At 73.9% G+C, this 18204-nt stretch carries 16 protein-coding genes; 6 read left to right on the forward strand and 10 right to left on the reverse strand.

What is annotated here, in order from left to right; all coding sequences use genetic code 11:
* Positions 1–482: 482 nt before the first annotated feature.
* Together HHL10_RS22005 and HHL10_RS22010 are read right to left on the reverse strand one after the other, a co-directional pair.
* Positions 483–1457: a metallophosphoesterase gene (locus tag HHL10_RS22005; protein WP_169162548.1), complete on the reverse strand. Its 975-nt coding sequence runs from the start codon at positions 1455–1457 to the stop codon at positions 483–485.
* 94 nt (positions 1458–1551) lie between these two features.
* On the reverse strand, positions 1552–2088 hold the full coding sequence (locus HHL10_RS22010; protein WP_169162549.1) for a DUF2244 domain-containing protein: 537 nt from the start codon (positions 2086–2088) through the stop codon (positions 1552–1554).
* A 352-nt stretch (positions 2089–2440) separates the two neighbouring features.
* Here HHL10_RS22010 and ppsA point away from each other — a divergent pair, with 352 nt between their 5' ends.
* From ppsA to HHL10_RS22030, 4 genes are all read left to right on the forward strand, one after another.
* Complete coding sequence (gene ppsA / locus HHL10_RS22015; RefSeq protein WP_169162550.1) at positions 2441–4876, forward strand: phosphoenolpyruvate synthase; 2436 nt, start codon at positions 2441–2443, stop codon at positions 4874–4876.
* Complete coding sequence (locus tag HHL10_RS22020; protein ID WP_169162551.1) at positions 4873–5283, forward strand: CBS domain-containing protein; 411 nt, start codon at positions 4873–4875, stop codon at positions 5281–5283. The genes ppsA and HHL10_RS22020 overlap by 4 nt, the downstream gene beginning before the upstream one ends.
* Before the next feature lie 438 nt (positions 5284–5721).
* Positions 5722–6453, forward strand: a complete 732-nt coding sequence (locus tag HHL10_RS22025; protein ID WP_169162552.1) for a winged helix-turn-helix domain-containing protein — start codon at positions 5722–5724, stop codon at positions 6451–6453.
* Positions 6454–6481: 28 nt separating this feature from the next.
* Positions 6482–8548 carry an ATP-binding protein gene (locus HHL10_RS22030; protein WP_169162553.1) on the forward strand — a complete coding sequence of 689 codons (2067 nt, stop codon included), beginning with the start codon at positions 6482–6484 and terminating at the stop codon, positions 8546–8548.
* Positions 8549–8555: 7 nt separating this feature from the next.
* Here the strand turns inward: HHL10_RS22030 and HHL10_RS22035 are convergent, their stop codons facing one another.
* Positions 8556–9353, reverse strand: a complete 798-nt coding sequence (locus HHL10_RS22035; RefSeq protein WP_169162554.1) for a Crp/Fnr family transcriptional regulator — start codon at positions 9351–9353, stop codon at positions 8556–8558.
* A gap of 131 nt (positions 9354–9484) precedes the next feature.
* Positions 9485–9997 (reverse strand): Rossmann-fold NAD(P)-binding domain-containing protein, encoded by a 513-nt coding sequence (locus tag HHL10_RS22040; RefSeq protein ID WP_169162555.1) that lies wholly within the window; start codon positions 9995–9997, stop codon positions 9485–9487.
* A gap of 210 nt (positions 9998–10207) precedes the next feature.
* Between HHL10_RS22040 and HHL10_RS22045 the strand changes: the two genes are divergently transcribed.
* Together HHL10_RS22045 and mepK are read left to right on the forward strand one after the other, a co-directional pair.
* Entirely contained in the window at positions 10208–11770 is a 1563-nt protein-coding gene (locus HHL10_RS22045) for a L,D-transpeptidase family protein (protein ID WP_169162556.1), read from the forward strand.
* A complete protein-coding gene (mepK, locus tag HHL10_RS22050) occupies positions 11767–12318 on the forward strand; it encodes a peptidoglycan L,D-endopeptidase MepK (RefSeq protein WP_169162557.1) in 552 nt (183 codons plus the stop codon). Before HHL10_RS22045 ends, mepK begins: the two co-directional genes overlap by 4 nt.
* Before the next feature lie 101 nt (positions 12319–12419).
* Here mepK and HHL10_RS22055 read toward each other — a convergent pair whose 3' ends face one another.
* The 6 genes from HHL10_RS22055 to HHL10_RS22080 form a co-directional block, all read right to left on the reverse strand.
* On the reverse strand, positions 12420–12878 hold the full coding sequence (locus tag HHL10_RS22055) for a universal stress protein (protein WP_169162558.1): 459 nt from the start codon (positions 12876–12878) through the stop codon (positions 12420–12422).
* A 123-nt stretch (positions 12879–13001) separates the two neighbouring features.
* Complete coding sequence (locus HHL10_RS22060) at positions 13002–13457, reverse strand: universal stress protein (protein ID WP_169162559.1); 456 nt, start codon at positions 13455–13457, stop codon at positions 13002–13004.
* A gap of 143 nt (positions 13458–13600) precedes the next feature.
* The gene (mgtA, locus tag HHL10_RS22065) at positions 13601–16126 is read right to left on the reverse strand and encodes a magnesium-translocating P-type ATPase (RefSeq protein WP_169162560.1); all 2526 of its coding nucleotides are present in this window, start codon (positions 16124–16126) and stop codon (positions 13601–13603) included.
* A 113-nt stretch (positions 16127–16239) separates the two neighbouring features.
* Complete coding sequence (locus HHL10_RS22070; RefSeq protein WP_169162561.1) at positions 16240–17079, reverse strand: universal stress protein; 840 nt, start codon at positions 17077–17079, stop codon at positions 16240–16242.
* Positions 17080–17094: 15 nt separating this feature from the next.
* Complete coding sequence (locus HHL10_RS22075) at positions 17095–17523, reverse strand: hypothetical protein (RefSeq protein WP_169162562.1); 429 nt, start codon at positions 17521–17523, stop codon at positions 17095–17097.
* Complete coding sequence (locus HHL10_RS22080) at positions 17520–18038, reverse strand: hypothetical protein (RefSeq protein WP_169162563.1); 519 nt, start codon at positions 18036–18038, stop codon at positions 17520–17522. The genes HHL10_RS22075 and HHL10_RS22080 overlap by 4 nt, the downstream gene beginning before the upstream one ends.
* Positions 18039–18204: the final 166 nt, after the last annotated feature.

Here is an 18204-nt window from a genome sequence, read left to right on the forward strand (position 1 = left end):
CTCCACTTCATATTTCTTTTCTGAACCATACTCAACGTCCGTAATCAACGGTCTACTCGGCTCGTGGCGCAAGCCGACGGACCCCTAACCCCCGCCGTTGATCGGGCCTGCCGAGCTTTCCAAGCCTGATGCGACCCAAATCATTCAACCGCGCCATCATCCCCCAGACGCGGTGTCCAGACAAGATTGTCCCGTTTGGTTTTCCATCCGGGCTTGAGTTTGATTCGCCCGATCGCTTGGAAAAAGGGTGCAAGGCAGCGACGCAGATGCCGGTATCCGCTGCCTGGATGCCCTGGCGTTTGATCTGGATAGCAATCAATTGGACCTGGCGGACGGTTTTTCGGCCGCGAAGCCAAGCCCGATATCTGAATGAGTTGGCGTGAAATGCATCACGCAATCACTGTCCGGATCGTCGGTGAATCGAATCCTTTTGCCGTAGCACAAAGCCGAGCCAAGGTGGCGCAGTGGTTTCTTCACGCCGCCTATGCCCCGCCTCCCGCCCGCACCAGCCGATGCACCGTGACCTCCGGCCGGCAGTTGAAGCGCACGTCCAGGATGGAGGAGCCGCAGCCCACCGAGGTGTAGCCGCGCATGCGCCCGTAGCGCCAGGGCCCGCGCGCCAGGGCGCGGGGCGCGTCGGAGTCGGTGAGGATCGGGATGCCGCCGGGCAGGCAGATCTGCCCGCCATGGGTGTGGCCGCAGAGCATGAGGGCGAAGCCGCAGTGCGCCGCCTGCCGGTACGGCTCCGGCGTGTGCGACAGCAGCACCGTGCAGGCCTCGGCCGGGATGCCGTCGGCGGCCTTGTGCAGCCCGTGCGCGCGGAAGTAGTGGGCGTCGTCGATGCCGGCGATGTAGACCGCCTCGCCGCCGCGCTCCAGGCGCGCCGATTCGTTCATCAGCACCTGGATGCCCAGCGCCTCCATCGGCGGCACCATGCGCACCGTGTCGTGGTTGCCCAGCACCGCGAACACCCGCGGCCCCAGGTGCGGCCGCAGCGCCGCCAGCGCCGCCATGGCGGGCTGGTGCGGCCCGGAGGTGCGGAAGCGGAAGTCCCCGGTGAGCACGCAGGCGTCGTGCTCCACGCCGCGCACGCGCTCGATCAAGGCCGCCACGAAGGGCTGGCCCACGTCCAGGTGCAGGTCGCTCAGGTGCAGCAGCCTGAAGCCGTCGAAGGCCGCGGGCAGCCGCTCCAGCGCCACCTCGTGCCGGCGCAGCTCGATGCGCAGCGTGTTGCCGCGTCCGCGCCCGCGCAGGCCCAGCAGCGTCAGCAGCCCGTGCAGCACGGCCGGCAGTGCCAGCCAGTTCTCCAGGTGCGGAAAGTGCGTGCGCCGGCGCCGCACCCGCGCCTCGTCCTCGCCTTCCAGCCCCAGGCGCTGGAGCAGGTGCGCCCGCCCGATGCGCAGGCGCAGGCGCTCCAGCGCCGCCTGCTCCTCGTCGCTCAGCTCGGACCACTTCATGGCCGCTCGCCGGCCGCGGGCGGCATGGCTGTCGTCAGGCGGGCGGGATCGCGGCGGGCCTCGCGGCCCCAGCCGCCTGCCGGGCCGCGGCGGCTCACGGCGCCGGCGTGCCGCCCGGCGGCCGGTGCGCCAGCGCCAGCGCGCGCCGCAACTCGCGCGCCATGAGCGGCCGCTGGGCCGGGCACAGGTGCCGGCCCACGCACACGCTGACGCTGCCCGCGCTCAGGCGCAGCAGCGCCGCCGGGCTGTCGCCATCGGGCTGCACGCGCACCCAGGCAGCGGGCAGCTCGACGCGGCACACCCGGGTGCCGCAGTGCTGCTCCACGCACAGGCAGTCCGCCGCCAGGGTGATGGTTTCGCGGTCGCAGGCGTGGCGCGCATGGACGAGCAGCGCCACGCCCAGCGCCAGCACCTCCAGCCCGGCGAACAGGCCCACCAGCGGAAAGCCCGCCGCCCAGAAGGCCAGCGCCAGCAGCGCCTGGAACACGCACACCGCCGCGAAGCTCGCGCCCAGCTGGGCCGGGGTGAGGCGGCAGTTGCGGCGCAGCTGCCAGCACAGCGCGCCACCGCAGGCCTGCGGCACGCACGCGGGCTGCACGGGCGCGGGCAGGTGGTCGGGCAGGGTGGCCATGGCGCCGGACATCGGCCGGGGGGTCAGCCCGGCGGACAACGTGGACGCCGCCCCGGCGCGAACGGCCTGGTGAAGGAAGTGCCGGCGCTGGGCACGCCGGCGCCACCGGTGGAGCTCGGCGGCCGTGCGGGTGCGTGCATGGTGGCGGTGTCCTGACGGGTACTGGCAACGGCGGTGGCGGCGCTGAGGCCGCGGCGCAAGGGATGGCCGCAGTTGAGCAAATCCATCGCCCGTCCGGGGTCCGGCGGCGCGGCTTGTTGCAGTTGATGCCGATCAAGAACGCGATCCGCCGCCGGTCCATGCTCGCTTTCGTGGTGCCGCCTGCCGGGCGCGGGCCGTGGAGGAGCCGTCCATGAAGTACATCCGCTGGTTTGCCGAGATCGGCAACGACGACGTGCCGCTGGTGGGCGGCAAGAACGCGTCGCTGGGGGAGATGGTGCGCGAGCTGGCCCCGCGCGGCGTGCGCGTGCCCAACGGCTTTGCCGTCACCGCCGAGGCCTACCGGCATGTGCTGGACCAGGCCGGGGCCTGGCCCCGGCTGCGCGAGGCGCTGGCGGGGCTGAACCCCGACGATGTCGAGGACCTGGCGCGGCGCGCCCGGCGCGCGCGGGAGATCGTGCTGGGCGCGCCGCTGCCCGCCGACCTCGTGAGCGAGATCGGCGCCGGCCACGCCGGCCTGCGCCGCGAGTACGGCGAGCATGTGGAGATGGCCGTGCGTAGCTCCGCCACCGCCGAGGACCTGCCCGGTGCGAGCTTCGCCGGCCAGCACGACACCTACCTCAACATCAGCGGCGAGGGCTCGCTGCTGGACGCCCTGCGCCGCTGCTTCGCCAGCCTGTTCACCGACCGCGCCATCCGCTACCGCATCGACAAGGGCTTCGACCACTTCAAGGTGTTCCAGTCGGTGGGCGTAATGAAGATGGTGCGCGCCGACCGCGCCGCCAGCGGCGTGATCTTCACGCTCGACACCGAGTCGGGCTTCCGCGACGTGGTGTTCATCACCGGCGCCTACGGCCTGGGCGAGAACGTGGTGCAGGGCACCGTGGACCCGGACGAGTTCTACGTCTTCAAGCCCACGCTGCGCCAGGGCCGGCGCGCGGTGCTGCGGCGCAAGCTCGGCGGCAAGGAGATCCGCATGGTCTACGCCTACGGCGCCGGGCGCGACACCACGCGCAACGTGCCCACGCCGAAGGAGGAGCAGATGCGCTTCTGCATCGGCGATGACGAAGTGCTGGCGCTGGCGGACGCGGCGGTGGTGGTGGAAGACCACTACAGCCGCCGCGCGGGGCGGCCCACGCCCATGGACATCGAGTGGGCCAAGGACGGGCTGGACGGGCAGCTCTACGTCGTGCAGGCCCGGCCCGAGACGGTGGCCTCGCAGCGGCCGGTCGGGCTGGTGGACGAGTACCGCCTGGGCGCCAAGGGCCAGGTGCTGGCCAGCGGGCGGGCCGTGGGCAGCCGCGTCGCGACCGGGCCGGCGCGCGTGGTCACCGACGTGGCGCAGCTGGGCGCCTTCAAGCCCGGCGAGGTGCTGGTGGCCGACACCACCATGCCCGACTGGGGCACCGTCATGAAGACCGCCGCCGCGCTGGTCACCAACCGCGGCGGGCGCACCTGCCACGCCGCCATCGTCGCGCGCGAGCTGGGCATCCCGGCGGTGGTGGGCTGCGACGACGCGACCACGCGGCTGCGCACCGGCGCCGAGGTCACCGTGTCGTGCGCCGAGGGCGCCACGGGCCGGGTCTACGAGGGTGCGCTGCCGTTCACGCGCACCCGCACCGATCTGTCCACGCTGCCGCGCCCGCGCACGGAAGTGATGGTCAACGTCGGCAATCCCGACACCGCCTTCCAGACCGCGCTGCTGCCGGCGGACGGCGTGGGCCTGGCGCGCATGGAGTTCATCGTGGCCGAGCACATCCGCGCCCATCCGATGGCGCTGGCGCATCCCGAGCGGGTGCAGGACGCGGCCGAGCGCGAGCAGCTCCAGCGCCTGACGCGCGGCTTCGAGCGCCCGGGCGACTTCTTCGTGCGCCAGCTCTCCGAGGGCGTGGGCACCATCGCCGCCGCCTTCCACCCGCGGCCGGTGATCGTGCGCCTGTCGGACTTCAAGACCAACGAGTACGCGCAGCTGCTGGGCGGGCGCTGGTTCGAGCCGCACGAGGAGAACCCCATGCTCGGCCTGCGCGGCGCCTCGCGCTACACGCACCCGTCCTACGCCGACGGCTTCGCGCTGGAGTGCGCGGCCATGCGGCGCGTGCGCGGCGAGATGGGCCTGACCAACGTGAAGCTCATGGTCCCGTTCTGCCGCCGCGTCGAGGAGGCCGAGCGCGTGCTGCAGGCGATGGCCGCGCAGGGGCTGGAGCGCGGGCGCGACGGCCTGGAGGTGTACGTGATGTGCGAGATCCCGAACAACGTCATCCAGATCGACGCCTTCGCGCGGCTGTTCGACGGCTTCTCCATCGGCTCCAACGACCTGACGCAGCTGGTGCTGGGCGTGGACCGCGACTCCGGGCTGGTGGCCTTCGACTTCGACGAGCGCGACGAGGGCGTCAAGACCATGATCCGCATGGCCGTGGAGGGCGCGCGGCGCAACGGGCGCCACATCGGCATCTGCGGGCAGGCACCGTCGGACTATCCGGACATGGCGCGCTACCTGGTGGAGCTGGGCATCGACTCGCTCAGCGTCACGCCCGACACGCTGCTCGACGTCACGCGCGAGGTGCTGGCCGTGGAGGAGCGGCTGGGCCACGCACCGCGCGGTGCCGCGACGCGGGAGGCCCGGCCATGAACCGCCCCGTTTCCTCGCTGATGCAGCGCTGGGTGTGCAGCGTGGACATGGACACGGCGCTGGCCGATGTCGAGGGCCTGTTCGCGCGCGAAGGCCTGTCCTGGGTGCCGGTGCTCGACGAGGCGCGCACGCCGGTGGGCGTGATCAGCGCCGCCGACCTGCTGCGCGCCCGGGCCGCGGGGCGCGACGCGGCTGCAACGCCGGCGTGGCAGCTGTGCAGCTACAGGCCGGTGACGGTGGCGCCGCAGCTGCCCGTGGGCGAGGCGGCGCGGCTGATGGTGGAGCGCGACATCCACCACCTGATCGTGCTGGAGGAAGGCCGCATCGCCGGCGTGGTGTCCGCGCTGGACCTGGTGCGCTGCCTCATCACCGAGCCCGCGTCCGATCCGCCTGCCGGCACGCGCTGAGCGCGACGCCGCGCCGCAGTGGCGCGGCGCCGGCGTTGAGGCCGCAACTGCGTGCAGAAGCCTGCTGTTTCGTCACGGCAAACATCGCTTACTTTGCTTGCCGCTTGTCGAGGTTTGTGAGGGATCGACATGCATGCCGCTCGCACACTCCGATAGGAGGCGATGCCGGGTGCGCGCCCATGCGATGGCCGATGGGGATGGGCCATTGACCACCGAGGCTTGACCGGGAAGCAGTACACCGCCATAGGCCATGGGCCACGGCCCGCCGGCCCGCTTGTCACGAGCGGCCCGGCGGCGCTGGAAGGGGAAGGGGGAAGACATGCAGGATGAACGGAGCGCGCGCAGGGCCGGATCTGCTGCGCTGGTGGTGCACGTGACGCGCTTTCGGCCGCCAGGCCGGCGCGGCTTTGAACTTCGGCCCGCCGCCGGCCTGAACCCGTGAGCGCGGCCCATCTGGCAGTTCTCGACGACGACCCGGAAGTCACCCTGCTGCTGAACCATTACCTGACGGCGCAGGGCTTCCGCGTGAGCCGGCTGCATAACGGCGCGGCGCTGATGGCGCTGATGCTGGCCGACCCGCCGCAGCTGGTGCTGCTGGACCTGGGCCTGCCCGGCGAGGACGGCTTCGCCATCGCGCGCCGGCTGCGCGAGCACTGGCATTGCGGGCTCGTCATCGTCAGCGGACGCGGCGACGCCGTGGACAAGGTCGTGGGGCTGGAGATCGGCGCCGACGACTACGTGACGAAGCCCTTCGACCTGCGCGAGCTGCTGGCGCGCATCAAGGCCGTGCTGCGGCGCCTGGCGCCCGCGGCGGACACGGCCCTGCCGGGTGCGCCGGCCGCGCCGTCGCGCACCCGCTATCGCTTCCTGGGCTGGGAGCTCGACACGGCCGCGCGCCGGCTCACCGGGCCCGACCGGCGCGAGGTCGCGCTCACCACCGGCGAGTTCGAGCTGCTGACGGTGTTCGTGCACCACCCGGGGCGTGTGCTGTCGCGCGATTTCCTGCTGGAGCACACGCGCCGGCGCGAGGCGGCGCCCTTCGACCGCACCATCGACGTGCAGATCGGCCGTCTGCGCCGCAAGCTCGAAGCCGAGCCCGAGGAGCCGCGGATCATCAAGTCGGTACGCGGCGCGGGCTACATCCTGGTGCCCGTGGTGGAAGTGGCCTGAGCCGCGCCCGCCCCTGGAGCCGTCTGCCATGAGCATCCACCGCGTCGAGACGTCCGCGCCGGGCCCGGACGCCGGGTCGCTGTACCGCTCGCTGTTCATGGCGTCCCCGGACGCGCTGCTGCTGGTCGATGTCGCCGGCCGCATCGTGCTGGCCAGTCCCGCCGCGGAGCGGCTGCTGGGCTATGCGCCCGACATGCTGGTCGGCCTGAGCGTGGACGCGCTGGTGCCCGACGGCATCCGCCCCCGCCACGCCGCCTACCGGGCCGGCTATGCCCACCACCCTCGGCCGCGGCCCATGGGCGTGCAGCAGGAGCTGGTGGCGCTGCGCCGCGACGGCACGCAGGTGCGCGTGGAGATCGCGCTGAGCCCGCTGCATGGCCAAGGCCTGCCCTACGTGCTGGCCGCGGTGCGCGACGTGGGCGACTACCCGCGGGTGCGCCAGGCGCTGCAGCGCGCGCGCTACAGCGAGACCGTCGCGCAGCTCAGCCGCCTGGCGGTGGACGCGCTCGATCCGCGGCCGCTGCTGGAGCGCGTGCCGCTGGCCGCGGCGCAGGCGCTGGAGTCCGACGAGGCGGCCGTGCTGCTGCTGGAGCCCGACGGGCAGCACCTGCGCATCGCCGGCTGCCGCGGCACGCTGGCCGGCGTCGGCGCCGACCCGGACGGCTGCCTGCCGCTGGACGCCGAGGCGCAGCTCGTGCTCGCGCGCGGCGAGCCGCTGAGCGTGAGCGACTACGCGCGGGAAAAGCGCTTCGCGGTGCCGCTGGCGCTGCTCGATGCCGGACGGGCCAGCGCGCTGGCCGTGCCGCTGCTGGATCGGGGCCGGGCCATCGGGCTGCTGCAGGTGCGCTGCGCGCAGCCGGGCCGTTTCGGCGAGGACGAACTGCATTTCCTGCAGTCGCTGTCGAACCTGCTGGCCAGCAGCCTGCAGCGCGCGCAGGGCGAGGAGGCGCTGCGGCACGCCCAGCGGCTGGAGAGCGTGGGCCAGCTCACCGGCGGCATCGCCCATGACTTCAACAACCTGCTCACCGTCATCCACGGCAACCTGCAGGTGCTGCAGGAACTGCCGTCCATGGCCGGGGACGCCTGCGCGCAGCAGCTCCTGGCCTCGGCCCTGCGCGCCAGCCGGCGCGGGGCCGAGCTGACGGCCAAGCTGCTGGCCTTCTCGCGGCGCCAGGTGCTGCAGCCGCGCCCGGTGGACGTGCCGCAGCTGCTGGCCTCGCTGACGGACATGCTGCGCCGCACGCTGGACCCGCGCATCGAGATCGCGCTCGATGCGCCGAGCTGTCCGCGGGTGCTGGTGGACCCGGGGCAGCTGGAATCGGCGCTGCTCAACATCGCCATCAATGCGCGCGACGCCATGCCCGAGGGCGGCCGGCTGGCCTTCCGGTGCCGCGCCCGCGACCGGCTGCCGCCCGGCCCGGCGCGCAAGGCCGCGCCGCCCGCGGCCGGCAGCTACGTCGCGATCTCGGTGAGCGACACCGGTGTGGGCATGCCGGAGGCGGTGCGGGAGCGTGCCTTCGAGCCGTTCTTCACCACCAAGGAGACGGGGCGCGGCACCGGGCTGGGCCTGAGCACGGTGTACGGCTTCGCCACCCAGTCGCACGGCACGGTGACGCTGGACTCCGCGCCCGGCGCAGGCACGACGGTGACGCTATTCCTGCCGCACGCCGAGGCCGACGCGCCGCAGGCCCTGGCGGCGGACCCGGCCGCGGCTTCGCTGCCGCCGGGGCTGCACGTGCTGCTGGTGGAGGACGACGCCGAAGTGAGCGAGGTGCTGCGCGGCTTCCTGGCCGGCTTCGGCTGCCGGGTCACCGCCTGTGCCAGCGGCGAACAGGCGCTGGCCGGTCCCGAGCCGGCGCAGGGCTTCGACCTGTTGCTGAGCGACGTGGCCCTGGGGGCCGGCATGCGCGGCACCGAGCTGGCGCGGCGCGCGACGGCGCGCTGGAGCGACCTGGCGGTGCTGCTGATCTCGGGCTACCCCGAGGAGCTGGCCGGGCCGCGGGGTTCGGCGCAGCGGCCCTGGCCGCTGCTGCACAAGCCCTGCAGCCGCAAGCAGCTGCTGCGGGCGCTGGTGCGGGCGCTGGGCCCCGGCTGACAGCCGCTCACTGCACGGCCGTGCCCGGCTCCAGGCTGCGCTCGATGCACGCGCCCAGCGCACGCGGGTCCGGGATCTCCACGTGGCGCCGCCCCTTCTCGGCGAAGCGGATCACGCGCGCCTTGGCCAGCCTGGACAGCGCACGGCTGACGCTCTCCAGCGTCATGCCGAGGTAGTTGCCGATCTCGGCGCGGCTCAGGCACAGCGTGATGCGGTCGGTGCGCAGCCCGCGCTGCTCCAGGGCCTCGACCCATTGGCGCAGGAAGTCCGCGACGCGGGCGTCGGCCGAGAGCGTGCACAGCGACAGCATCGAGGCGCGGTCGCGCGCGATCTCGCGGCTCATGGCGGCGTGCAGCAGCCCCAGCAGCTCGGGCCGGTCCAGCGCCGCCGCGATGAGCGTGTCGTAGCGCACCGACCAGACCTCGCCCGTGTCCAGCGCCACCGCGTCGCAGCCGTAGCACCTGCCGGCAATGCCGTCGAAGCCGAGCCAGTCGCCCTTGAAATGCAGCCCCACCACCTGCTCGCGCCCGTCGCTGCTGGTGGCGACGGTCTTGACGATGCCGGCGTGCAGCAGGTGCAGGTCGGTGAAGGCGTCGCCGCTGCGGTAGATCACGTCCCCGTCATGCACCAGGCGCCGGCGCAGCGGCAGCCCGCACTGCTGCAGCAACCGGGGCAGCTCGGTGCCCGGGTGCTCCTGCGGCCCTGGCGCCGACCCGCGCTGCCACGGGGCTTCGGTGGTGCTGCCTGCAGCGGACGGGGAGGAGCACGGGTGCTGGACGGCGGCAGGGGCGAGGGCCTGGAGCATGGTGGGCTTCCCGTGGTGCAGAAGGCCTGCAGCTTCGCCCCGCGGTGGCAACGCCATGCCAATGGCGTGCACCGCTCGGTAACGCCGGGTGAACGGACGGTGACGGGCGTGTGAACGGCCTGCGGTGGGGGCTACAGCAGCGTGCGCACCAGCAGCGCCTGCAGCAGGAAGCAGTGGTTGTCCTCGGGTGCGCTGCCCGCCGGATCGGTCGCGCCGGCCAGGCAGGGCAGCAGCAGCGCGACGGGGTGGTCCATGCGGCCCAGACCCTCGTACACCGGCACGCCGCAGTCCTCGCGCAGCCGCAGCAGCACCGCCGCGGGCAGGTCCTCGCAGTCCAGGGCGTCGTACAGCAGGCCCAGCATGCGGCCGGTGTCCTGCGCCCTGGCGCCTTCGCCCTGGACGGCCAGGGCGGAGAGCCGGGCCACGCGCGCTCCCAGCCGTCGCGCGGCCGTTTCCACGCGGTCCTGCGAGCTGCTGGGCACGCTGGCGCTGACCAGCGCCAGATGCTTGCCGCGCAGGAAGGGCGATTCGGTGCCGGCCTGCGCCAGGGAGCGCAGCATCAGCGCCGTGCGCAGCACGGCCTCGCCGTCGCCGGTCGGGACGGCGCCGGCCGTGAACAGGGGCGCGGAAGGCAGGGGCTTCATCAAGGGCAGGGCGTCCGGTTGCCGGGCACCTGCGGCACAGCCTAGGAGGCCGGCGGCGGCATGACTTGCGCGCCGTCAACTCCGGGGCCGCGATACGCATGTGCCGGTGAGGCGCACGGCCGCGGCGCATCGCGCCAAGGTGCCGCAGTGAGGCGCCGCCCTTGACCCTCGCCAACCGGTGCCCTCGACGCGCTGGACCACAATCCGCGGATGAGCAGTATCTGGACGCACACCGCGCGTGTACTGGGCGCGGCGCTGCTGGCCGTGGGCGGCGCGGCCTGGGCCGCACCCTGGCAGGACGGAGGCCGCCCCCTGCCCGAGGCCCGCGAGGCCGTGGCCCTGCTGGACGACGCGGCCAGCCACGGCCTGCAGCCGCGGGACTACGGCGCCCCGGCGCTGCGCCGCACGCTGGAGCAACTGGAACAGGCCCCCGACGCCGCCACGGCACAGGCCTTCGAGGCGTCGCTGGACGAGGCCTTCAGGCGCTTCCTGCGCGAGCTGCACGCGGGCCGCCTGCAGCCCGCGACCCTGTACCGAGGCTGGAAGCCAGCGCCGGCGGACGGCTTCGATCCCGACACCGTGCTGGCCGAAGCCCTGGCCCGGCACCGATTGCACGCCGCCGTGGACGCTGCCGTGCCGCCCCTGCCGCAGTACCAGCGCCTGCGCGAGGCGCTGGCGCGCTACCAGGCGCTGGATGGCCATCCGGCCTGGGCCGAGCCGCTGCCGGCGCTGCCGGCGCGCCCGGGTGGCGGGGCGCCGCGCCTGGAGCCGGGCCAGGCCTGGAGCGGGCTGGCGCTGCTGGCGCAGCGGCTGCAGGCGCTGGGCGACCTGGATGAGGCCGCCACGCTGCCGCCGCGCCACGCGGGCGTGCTGGTCGAGGCGCTGCGGCGCTTCCAGGAGCGCCATGGGCTGCAGGCCGACGGCGTGCTGGGCCGCGACACCCGCGCCGCGCTGGACGTGAGCCCGGGCCGGCGCGCCCGCCAGATCGTGCTGGCGCTGGAGCGGCTGCGCTGGACGCCGCTGACGCGCGCGCCGCGCATGATCGTGGTCAACCTGCCGGAGTTCGTGCTGCGCGCCTACGAGGTGCGCGACGGCCGCATCGAGCTGCGCCAGGAGATGAAGGTCATCGTCGGCAAGGCGCTGGACACGCGCACGCCGCTGCTCGACGAGCAGATGCGCTCCATCGAGTTCAGCCCCTACTGGAACGTGCCGCCCTCGATCGCGCGCGGCGAGCTCGTGCCGCGGCTGCGGCGCGATCCGGGCTACTGGAGCCGCGAGGGCTTCGAGTTCGTGGCGCCGGACGGCAGCGTGCAGACGGGGCTGTCCGCCACGCGGCTGGACGCGGTGCTGGCCGGCCAGCTGCGCATCCGCCAGCGCCCCGGGCCGCGCAACGCGCTGGGCGATATCAAGTTCGTCTTCCCCAACAGCGACAACATCTACCTGCACCACACGCCTTCGACCGGGCTGTTCGAGCGCGCGCGGCGCGACTTCAGCCACGGCTGCATCCGCGTCGAGCAGCCGCAGGCGCTGGCCGCCTTCGTGCTGGAAGGCCAGCCCGGCTGGGACCTGCCGCGCATCCGCGAGGCCATGGCGCGCGGCGAATCGAACAGCGTGCGCCTGGAGCGTCCGCTGCCGGTGCTCATCGCCTACGGCACGGCGCTGGTGAAGGACGGCCGTGTCCACTTTTTCGAAGACCTCTATGGCCATGACCGCGCGCTTGATGCCGCGTTGCGCGCGCGCGTGGCCGCACCGCTGCCGGAGTCGCCCCGATGAACCCCTCGCATCCCGTCCCGCGCCGCCGCGCGTTCCTGCGCCGGGCCGGCGCCCTGGCCGCGACGCTGCCGCTGTGGAGCCCGGCCCGTGCCGCCGTGCCGCAGCCGCGCGCGCTGGCCTTTGCCCACACGCACACCGGCGAGCGGCTGCAGACCGTCTTCGCCCTGGGCGAGAGCTACCGCCCCGAGGCCCTGGGCCAGCTCAACCGCTTCCTGCGCGACCACTACACCGGCCAGGTCGGGGTGATGGACCCGCCGCTGTTCGACCTGCTGTACCGGGTGCAGGCGCTGCTGGGCTGCGAAGGCCCCTACGAGGTCATCTCCGGCTACCGCTGCCCGGACACCAACGAGCGGCTGCGCCTGAAGGGCGGCGGCGGCGTGGCCCGGCGCAGCCTGCACATGGACGGCAAGGCCATCGATGTGCGCCTGCCCGGCGTGCCGCTGGCCGAGCTGCGCGACGCGGCCCTGGAGCTGGGCCGCGGCGGCGTGGGCTACTACGCGCGCGAGCAGTTCGTGCACCTGGACACGGGCCGGGTGCGCAGCTGGTGAGGGGTGCGCCGCGCGCGTGACGGCTCGTCACCGCAACCCCGGCCCGGGAGCTGGCGCAGCCGCGGGCGGCCATGCCGGCACCGGGCTCATCGCCATGGCCTTCAGCTTGCGCTGGCGTGCGGGTTGCGCACCAGCAGCACCGGCGCGGGCGCGCCGCGCACCACCAGCTCGGCGTCGCTGCCCATGGCCAGCCGCGACAGCCCGCGCCGGCCGTGCGTGCCCATCACGATGAGGTCGCACCGGCGCGTCCGGGCCTCCTCGATGATCGCGTCGGCCGCGCGCCCGGAAGGCACCTCGCGCAGCACCACCTCGCACTGCACACCGGCGGCCTGCACCTGCTCGCGGCCCTGGGCCAGCACCTCCGCGCCGTTCTTGCGCAGCTCCTCCAGCACCTCGGCGTAGTTCACGGCCGCGGCCATCTCCATGAGCACGGGGAAGTCGTTGACGACGTTGAGCAGCACCAGCCCGGCCTTCAGGCCCCGGGCCAGCCCGATGGCTTCGGCCAGGCCCCGCGCCGCCGTGGCGCTGCCGTCGATGGGAACGAGGATGCTCGAGTACATGGTGGAACTCCCGAAAGCCAGTCCCATCTTCAGCCGCCGTCCGGGCCATCGGTTGCGCTGCGTCAAGCCGCGCCCTTGCGGGTGAGCAGGCGCCGCGCCGCCCGCGACGCCGCGTGTCGGGCCTCAGGGTTCCGGCGCCTCGGCGCACACCAGCAGCACGGGGATGCGGGCGCCGCGCAGCACATGCTCCGTGTCGGTGCCCAGGGCCAGCCGGGTGCGGCCATTGCGGCCGTGCATGCCCATCACGATGAGATCGCATTGGCGGGTCCGGGCTTCCTCCAGGATGGCGCTGGAGATGCGGCTGGACAGCACCTCGCGCAGCACCACCTCGCAGGACACGCCGGCGGCATCGACGACCTGGCGGTGCTGCTCCAGCAGCGCCTTGCCGTGCTCCAGCATGGCCAGCCGCGCCGCGTCGAAGCCGGTCTGCGTGTCGCTGCCCAGCAGCAGGTTGTAGGCGTCCACCACGTGCAGCAGCACCAGCATGGCGCCCAGGTGGCGGGCCAGTTCCAGCGCCTCGCGCAGGGCGCGCCCGGACGCGGCACTGCCGTCGATGGGGACCAGGACTCGTGCATACATGGCGTCCTCCGCCGCAGGCTCGAACGCCCGATCGGCCCTTGCATTCTTGGCCGGGCCGGGCCTGCGCTCTTGAGAAATCGCAATCCAGCCGTGCCGCCGGTGCCGGACCCGGCCGGGCCGGGGGGCCTTGCGCAGGCAGGGCCTCAGCGCGGCCCCGGGGCCCGCCGGCGCCTGCGCCGGGGCGCGCTGCGGTGGAACAGGCGCTTGAGCGCCTCGGCCGCCACCAGGTAGGCCGCGGTCAGCGTGCCCACCATCACCAGGGCGGAAGCCGGCAGCGGCACGAAGCCGAAGGCCCGCCCCGGCGGCAGGTAGGGCAGCGCCAGCGCCAGCGCGGCCACGCCCAGGCTGGCCGCCGCCACCCAGGGCGAGGGCCGGTCGCGCCAGGCCGTGCCGGGCGTGCGGATCACGAACACCACCAGCACCTGCGTGGCCAGCGACTGCACGAACCACGCGCTCTGGAACACCGGCTCGGTGGCGCGCAGCACGCCCAGCAGCAGCGCGAAGGCGGCCAGGTCGAACACCGAGCTCAAGGGGCCGAACCACAGCATGAAGCGGCGGATGCGGGCAATGTCCCAGCGCCGGGGCTTGAGCATCTCGGACTCGCGCACGCGGTCCAGCGGCAGCGCCAGCTCCGACAGGTCGTAGAGCAGGTTGTTCAACAGGATCTGCGCCGGGCGCATCGGCAGGAAGGGCAGCCACAGCGCCGCCGCGGCCATGCTGACCATGTTGCCGAAGTTGGAGCTGGTGGCCATGAACAGGTACTTGTCGACGTTGAGCACCGTGCGCCGGCCCTCGCGCACGCCCTGCTGCAGCACGCCCAGGTCATGCTCCAGCAGCACCAGGTCGGCGGCCTGGCGCGCCACATCGACGGCGCCGTCCACCGAGATGCCCACGTCGGCCGAGTGCAGCGGCGCGGCGTCGTTGGCGCCGTCGCCCAGGTAGCCCACCACATGCCCGCGCGCGCGCAGCGCCAGCACGATGCGGTTCTTCTGCTCGGGCGTGACGCGGCAGAACAGGTTGTGGCGCGTGACGGCCGCGCGCAGGCCGTGGTCGTCGAGCTGCGCGATGCGCTCGCCGGTGAGCACGCCCTGCACGCGCAGGCCCAGCGCCTGGCACAGGTGGCGCGTCACCAGCTCGTTGTCGCCGGTGATGATCTTCAGCGCGATGCCGTGCGCGTGCAGCTCGCGCAGCGCCGCCGCGGTGGAGGCCTTGGGTGGATCGGCGAAGGCGACGAAGCCGGCGAAGACGAAGTCGTGCTCGTCGGCGGCCGAGACGTCCACCGTGCCGGCGTCCACCCGGCGCCGCGCCACGGCCAGCAGGCGCAGCCCCTGGGCACTGTGCGCCTCGAACAGCGCGGCGATGCGCGCGCGCGCCGCGGCGTCCAGCGCCGGCTCGGCCTGGCCGTCGTCCCAGGCCGCGCTCAGGCGCAGCACGTCCTCCGGCGCGCCCTTGCAGATCAGCAGCCGCTCGTCGCCACGCTGCAGCAGCACCGACACGCGCCGGCGCTCGAAGTCGAAAGGCACCTCGTCGAGCTTGCGCCAGGGCACCGCCCCGGGCGTGCGGCGGGCCAGGATGGCGTCGTCCAGCGCCGACTTCACGCCGCTCTCGAAGTGGCTGTTGAGCCAGGCCAGCTCGAACACCGCCTCGCAGTCCAGGCCCTGCGCATCGACGGCCCGCTCCACGCGCAGCGTGGCCTCGGTGAGCGTGCCGGTCTTGTCGGTGCACAGCACGTCCATGGCGCCCAGGTCCTGCACCGCCGAGAGCCGGCGCACGACCACGCGGCTGCGCGCCAGCCGCATGGCGCCGCGCGCCAGCGTCACCGACACGATCATCGGCAGCAGCTCCGGCGTCAGGCCCACTGCCAGCGCCACGGCGAACAGGAAGGACTCCAGCGGCGGGCGCTGGTAGAGCACGTTGAGCAGCAGCACCGCCAGCACCAGCGCCACGGTGGCGCGGGTGAGCATCATCCCGAAGCGGCGCGTGCCGCGCTCGAACTCGGTGGGCGGCTCGGGCTGCCGCAGGCTTTGCGCCATGCGGCCGAACTCGGTGCGCGCGCCGGTGGCGTCCACGCGCATCAGCGCCGAGCCCGACACCACCGAGCTGCCCATGAACAGCGCCCGCGCCTCCTGCAGCGTGGCCTCGGCCGGTGCGGCCGAGCCGGCCGGGGCGCCGGGGGCGGCGTGCTTTTCCACCGGCACGGCCTCGCCGGTGAGCAAGGCCTGGTTGACGAAGAAGTCGGTGGCCTGCAGCACCGTGCCGTCGGCGGGCACCAGGCTGCCGGCGCCGAGCTGCACCAGGTCGCCGGGCACCAGCTCGGGCGCGGGGCGCTCCACGCACTGCCCGTCGCGCCAGACGCGCACGCGCAGCGCCACGGCCTGCTGCAGCGACTCGATGGCGCGGTCCGCGCGCTGCTCCTGCACCAGGTCCAGCACCACGCTGGCCAGGATCACGGCCAGCACGATGCCGAAGCTCAGCGCGTCGCCGGTGAGCGCCGCGATGGCCGAGGCGGCCAGCAGCACCAGCAGCAGCGGGTTGGCCAGCCGCGCCACGAAGCGCCGCGCCAGCGACCGCGGTGCCGCGGGCTGGATCTCGTTGGGACCGTGCTCGGCCAAGCCCGCGCGGGCCTGGTGCTCCGACAGGCCGATGCCGGCGACGACGGGGGCTTCCATGGCCGCAGCGTGCACCGGCCGTGGCGCGGCCACCCTTGCGCGGCCTCAACCCGCGCCGGGGCGCGGGTCGGGGCCATGGCGGCCATCCGGCATCGGGCGAATGAGCGCCTCCCTCAATGCGCCATGAGCACTGGCAGCGGCGCCTCGTGCAGCACCGTGCGCGAGGCGCCGCCCAGCACCAGCTCGCGGGCGCGGGTATGGCCGTAGCAGCCCATGACCAGCAGGTCCGCGCCCAGGCCCTCGGCCAGCACCAGCAGCGCCTCGCCGGTGTTGGCCGGCGCAGGGCCCTCGTGGCGCGCGATGCCCTCCACGGCATGCAGGCGCAGGAACTCGCTCACCGCGTCCAGGCACTCGCCCTGCGTCGCGGCGTCCTCGGACCAGTTCACCAGGTGCACCTCCTGCGCCCGCTGCAGCAGGGGCAGGGCGCCCTTGAGCGCGTTGGCGGCCTCGCGCGTGGGGCGCCAGGCGACCAGGATGCAGGCGGCTTCGCCAAACCCGGCGTCGCCGCGCGGCGTGACGATGGCGGGCGTGCCGCTGGCCAGGAGCACGGACTCGGCGAAGTCGCGCGGCACGTCGCGCGCGGCCGCGTCCTGCGGATCGTGCCGGCCCAGCACCATCAGGTCGGCGTGCAGGCCATGGCGCGCGAAGGCGGCCACCGGGTCGCCGTTGACGACCTCCTCCCACTGCAGCGGCCAGCCCGAGGCGCCGGCCAGCCGGTCGAAGCAGGCGCGGGCGCGCCGGCGCGCGGCCGGGTCGATCTCGTCGAGCAGCGGTGCCGCCGGCAGGCCCAGCCCGGGAACGGGGACGGGCACCGGCACGAAATGCGGCGCCACCGCGAACAGCGCCGACAGTCTCGCCTCGAAGCGCGCGGCCAGGGCCCGCGCCAGCGTGAGCCGGGCCGCGGCGTGGCTGCCGCCGTCGATGTGCACCAGCACGGAGCGCAGCTCTTCCATGGCCGTCCCTTCGCGTCAGTCCGCCGGCGGCACGGCGGCATCGTCCACATAGAACACCAGCGCCACCGGTTCGCCCAGCACGATGGCCACGGGCTGGCGCTGCACCTGCCCGCGGGCCGAGGCTTCCACTTCGTAGCGGCCGGCCGGCAGGTTGAGCAGCAGCCAGGGCCCGGACAGCACGCGCGTGAAGGCCGGGCGGCCGCCATCGGCGCTGACGCGCACCCGCATGTTCAGCACCGGCTCGGCGGAGACGCGCCCGGCGCTCATCACCAGCAGGTTGTATTGCGCGCGGCGCGCCTGCAGCACCAGCTCGTCCTGCGGCGCCGGCCCGCCTTCGACGTAAGCCCAGCCGGCCGGCGTGACGCCGGCGGTGGCGGCCCAGGCCATGTCCAGCGCGAGCAGGACGCCGGCCAGCGCCGACACCAGGCGCCGGCGCGAGCTCATTGCGCCGCCTCGGGCCGGGTTTGCCACAGCGCCCACAGCGACTGCCACTGGCGCCAGGCCGCGTCGCCCGGGGCCTGCGCGCCTTGCGCTCCAGGCAGCGGCGCAGGCGCTTCCAGCCCAGGTCCGGAGGCCACCCCGGCCATGGCCGCCCACTCCTGCAGGGCCGCGGTGGCCTGTTCGCTCCAGGCCCCGGCCAGGTCGTGGTGCAAGGCATACCAGGCGTCGAGCGTCTCGGTCTGCCAGCGCGACAGCGCTTCGAGCCCGATGGCCAGCAGCGTGTCACGCACTTCCAGCAGCTTGCGGGCTTCGGTGGTGTTCACCGCCTGGTCCGCGGCCGCCTGCAGCGCCTGCGTGCAGGTCTTGAAGGCCGACACCTGCGCGGCCAGGCTCCGTTCCAGCCACTGCAAGGCCGGTTCGCCGGCCGCCTGCAGCGCCGGCGTGCCGTGGCGGGCCTCGTCACGGACCGGCGCGGGCAGATGCCGGTCGCTGGGCTGGGCAAGGGGTTCGCGAGGCATGCCTCACTCCTTCCTGTTGATCGGGCTGATGCATCCAGCCTAGGAGCGTGGGCGGCAGAGTTTTCGGAGGCTACCCAGCGCGCCGAGGTTCAAGTCCTGCCGCGGTATCGCAATGAACGCGGTCTTGGCTGCGTCTGACGGCGATCGGTGAAGGACTGCGCTGGTG

It is taken from the genome of Azohydromonas caseinilytica (assembly GCF_012927045.1).
Lineage (GTDB): Bacteria > Pseudomonadota > Gammaproteobacteria > Burkholderiales > Burkholderiaceae_C > Azohydromonas > Azohydromonas caseinilytica.

Bases quoted from the DNA above. Each gene is read 5' to 3' on its own strand.
- HHL10_RS22005 (WP_169162548.1), bottom strand. From the start codon at position 1,457: ATGAAGTGGTCCGAGCTGAGCGACGAGGAGCAGGCGGCGCTGGAGCGC.
- HHL10_RS22010 (WP_169162549.1), bottom strand. From the start codon at position 2,088: ATGGCCACCCTGCCCGACCACCTGCCCGCGCCCGTGCAGCCCGCGTGC.
- ppsA (WP_169162550.1), top strand. From the start codon at position 2,441: ATGAAGTACATCCGCTGGTTTGCCGAGATCGGCAACGACGACGTGCCG.
- HHL10_RS22020 (WP_169162551.1), top strand. From the start codon at position 4,873: ATGAACCGCCCCGTTTCCTCGCTGATGCAGCGCTGGGTGTGCAGCGTG.
- HHL10_RS22030 (WP_169162553.1), top strand. From the start codon at position 6,482: ATGAGCATCCACCGCGTCGAGACGTCCGCGCCGGGCCCGGACGCCGGG.
- HHL10_RS22035 (WP_169162554.1), bottom strand. From the start codon at position 9,353: ATGCTCCAGGCCCTCGCCCCTGCCGCCGTCCAGCACCCGTGCTCCTCC.
- HHL10_RS22040 (WP_169162555.1), bottom strand. From the start codon at position 9,997: ATGAAGCCCCTGCCTTCCGCGCCCCTGTTCACGGCCGGCGCCGTCCCG.
- HHL10_RS22045 (WP_169162556.1), top strand. From the start codon at position 10,208: ATGAGCAGTATCTGGACGCACACCGCGCGTGTACTGGGCGCGGCGCTG.
- mepK (WP_169162557.1), top strand. From the start codon at position 11,767: ATGAACCCCTCGCATCCCGTCCCGCGCCGCCGCGCGTTCCTGCGCCGG.
- HHL10_RS22055 (WP_169162558.1), bottom strand. From the start codon at position 12,878: ATGTACTCGAGCATCCTCGTTCCCATCGACGGCAGCGCCACGGCGGCG.
- HHL10_RS22060 (WP_169162559.1), bottom strand. From the start codon at position 13,457: ATGTATGCACGAGTCCTGGTCCCCATCGACGGCAGTGCCGCGTCCGGG.
- mgtA (WP_169162560.1), bottom strand. From the start codon at position 16,126: ATGGAAGCCCCCGTCGTCGCCGGCATCGGCCTGTCGGAGCACCAGGCC.
- HHL10_RS22070 (WP_169162561.1), bottom strand. From the start codon at position 17,079: ATGGAAGAGCTGCGCTCCGTGCTGGTGCACATCGACGGCGGCAGCCAC.
- HHL10_RS22075 (WP_169162562.1), bottom strand. From the start codon at position 17,523: ATGAGCTCGCGCCGGCGCCTGGTGTCGGCGCTGGCCGGCGTCCTGCTC.
- HHL10_RS22080 (WP_169162563.1), bottom strand. From the start codon at position 18,038: ATGCCTCGCGAACCCCTTGCCCAGCCCAGCGACCGGCATCTGCCCGCG.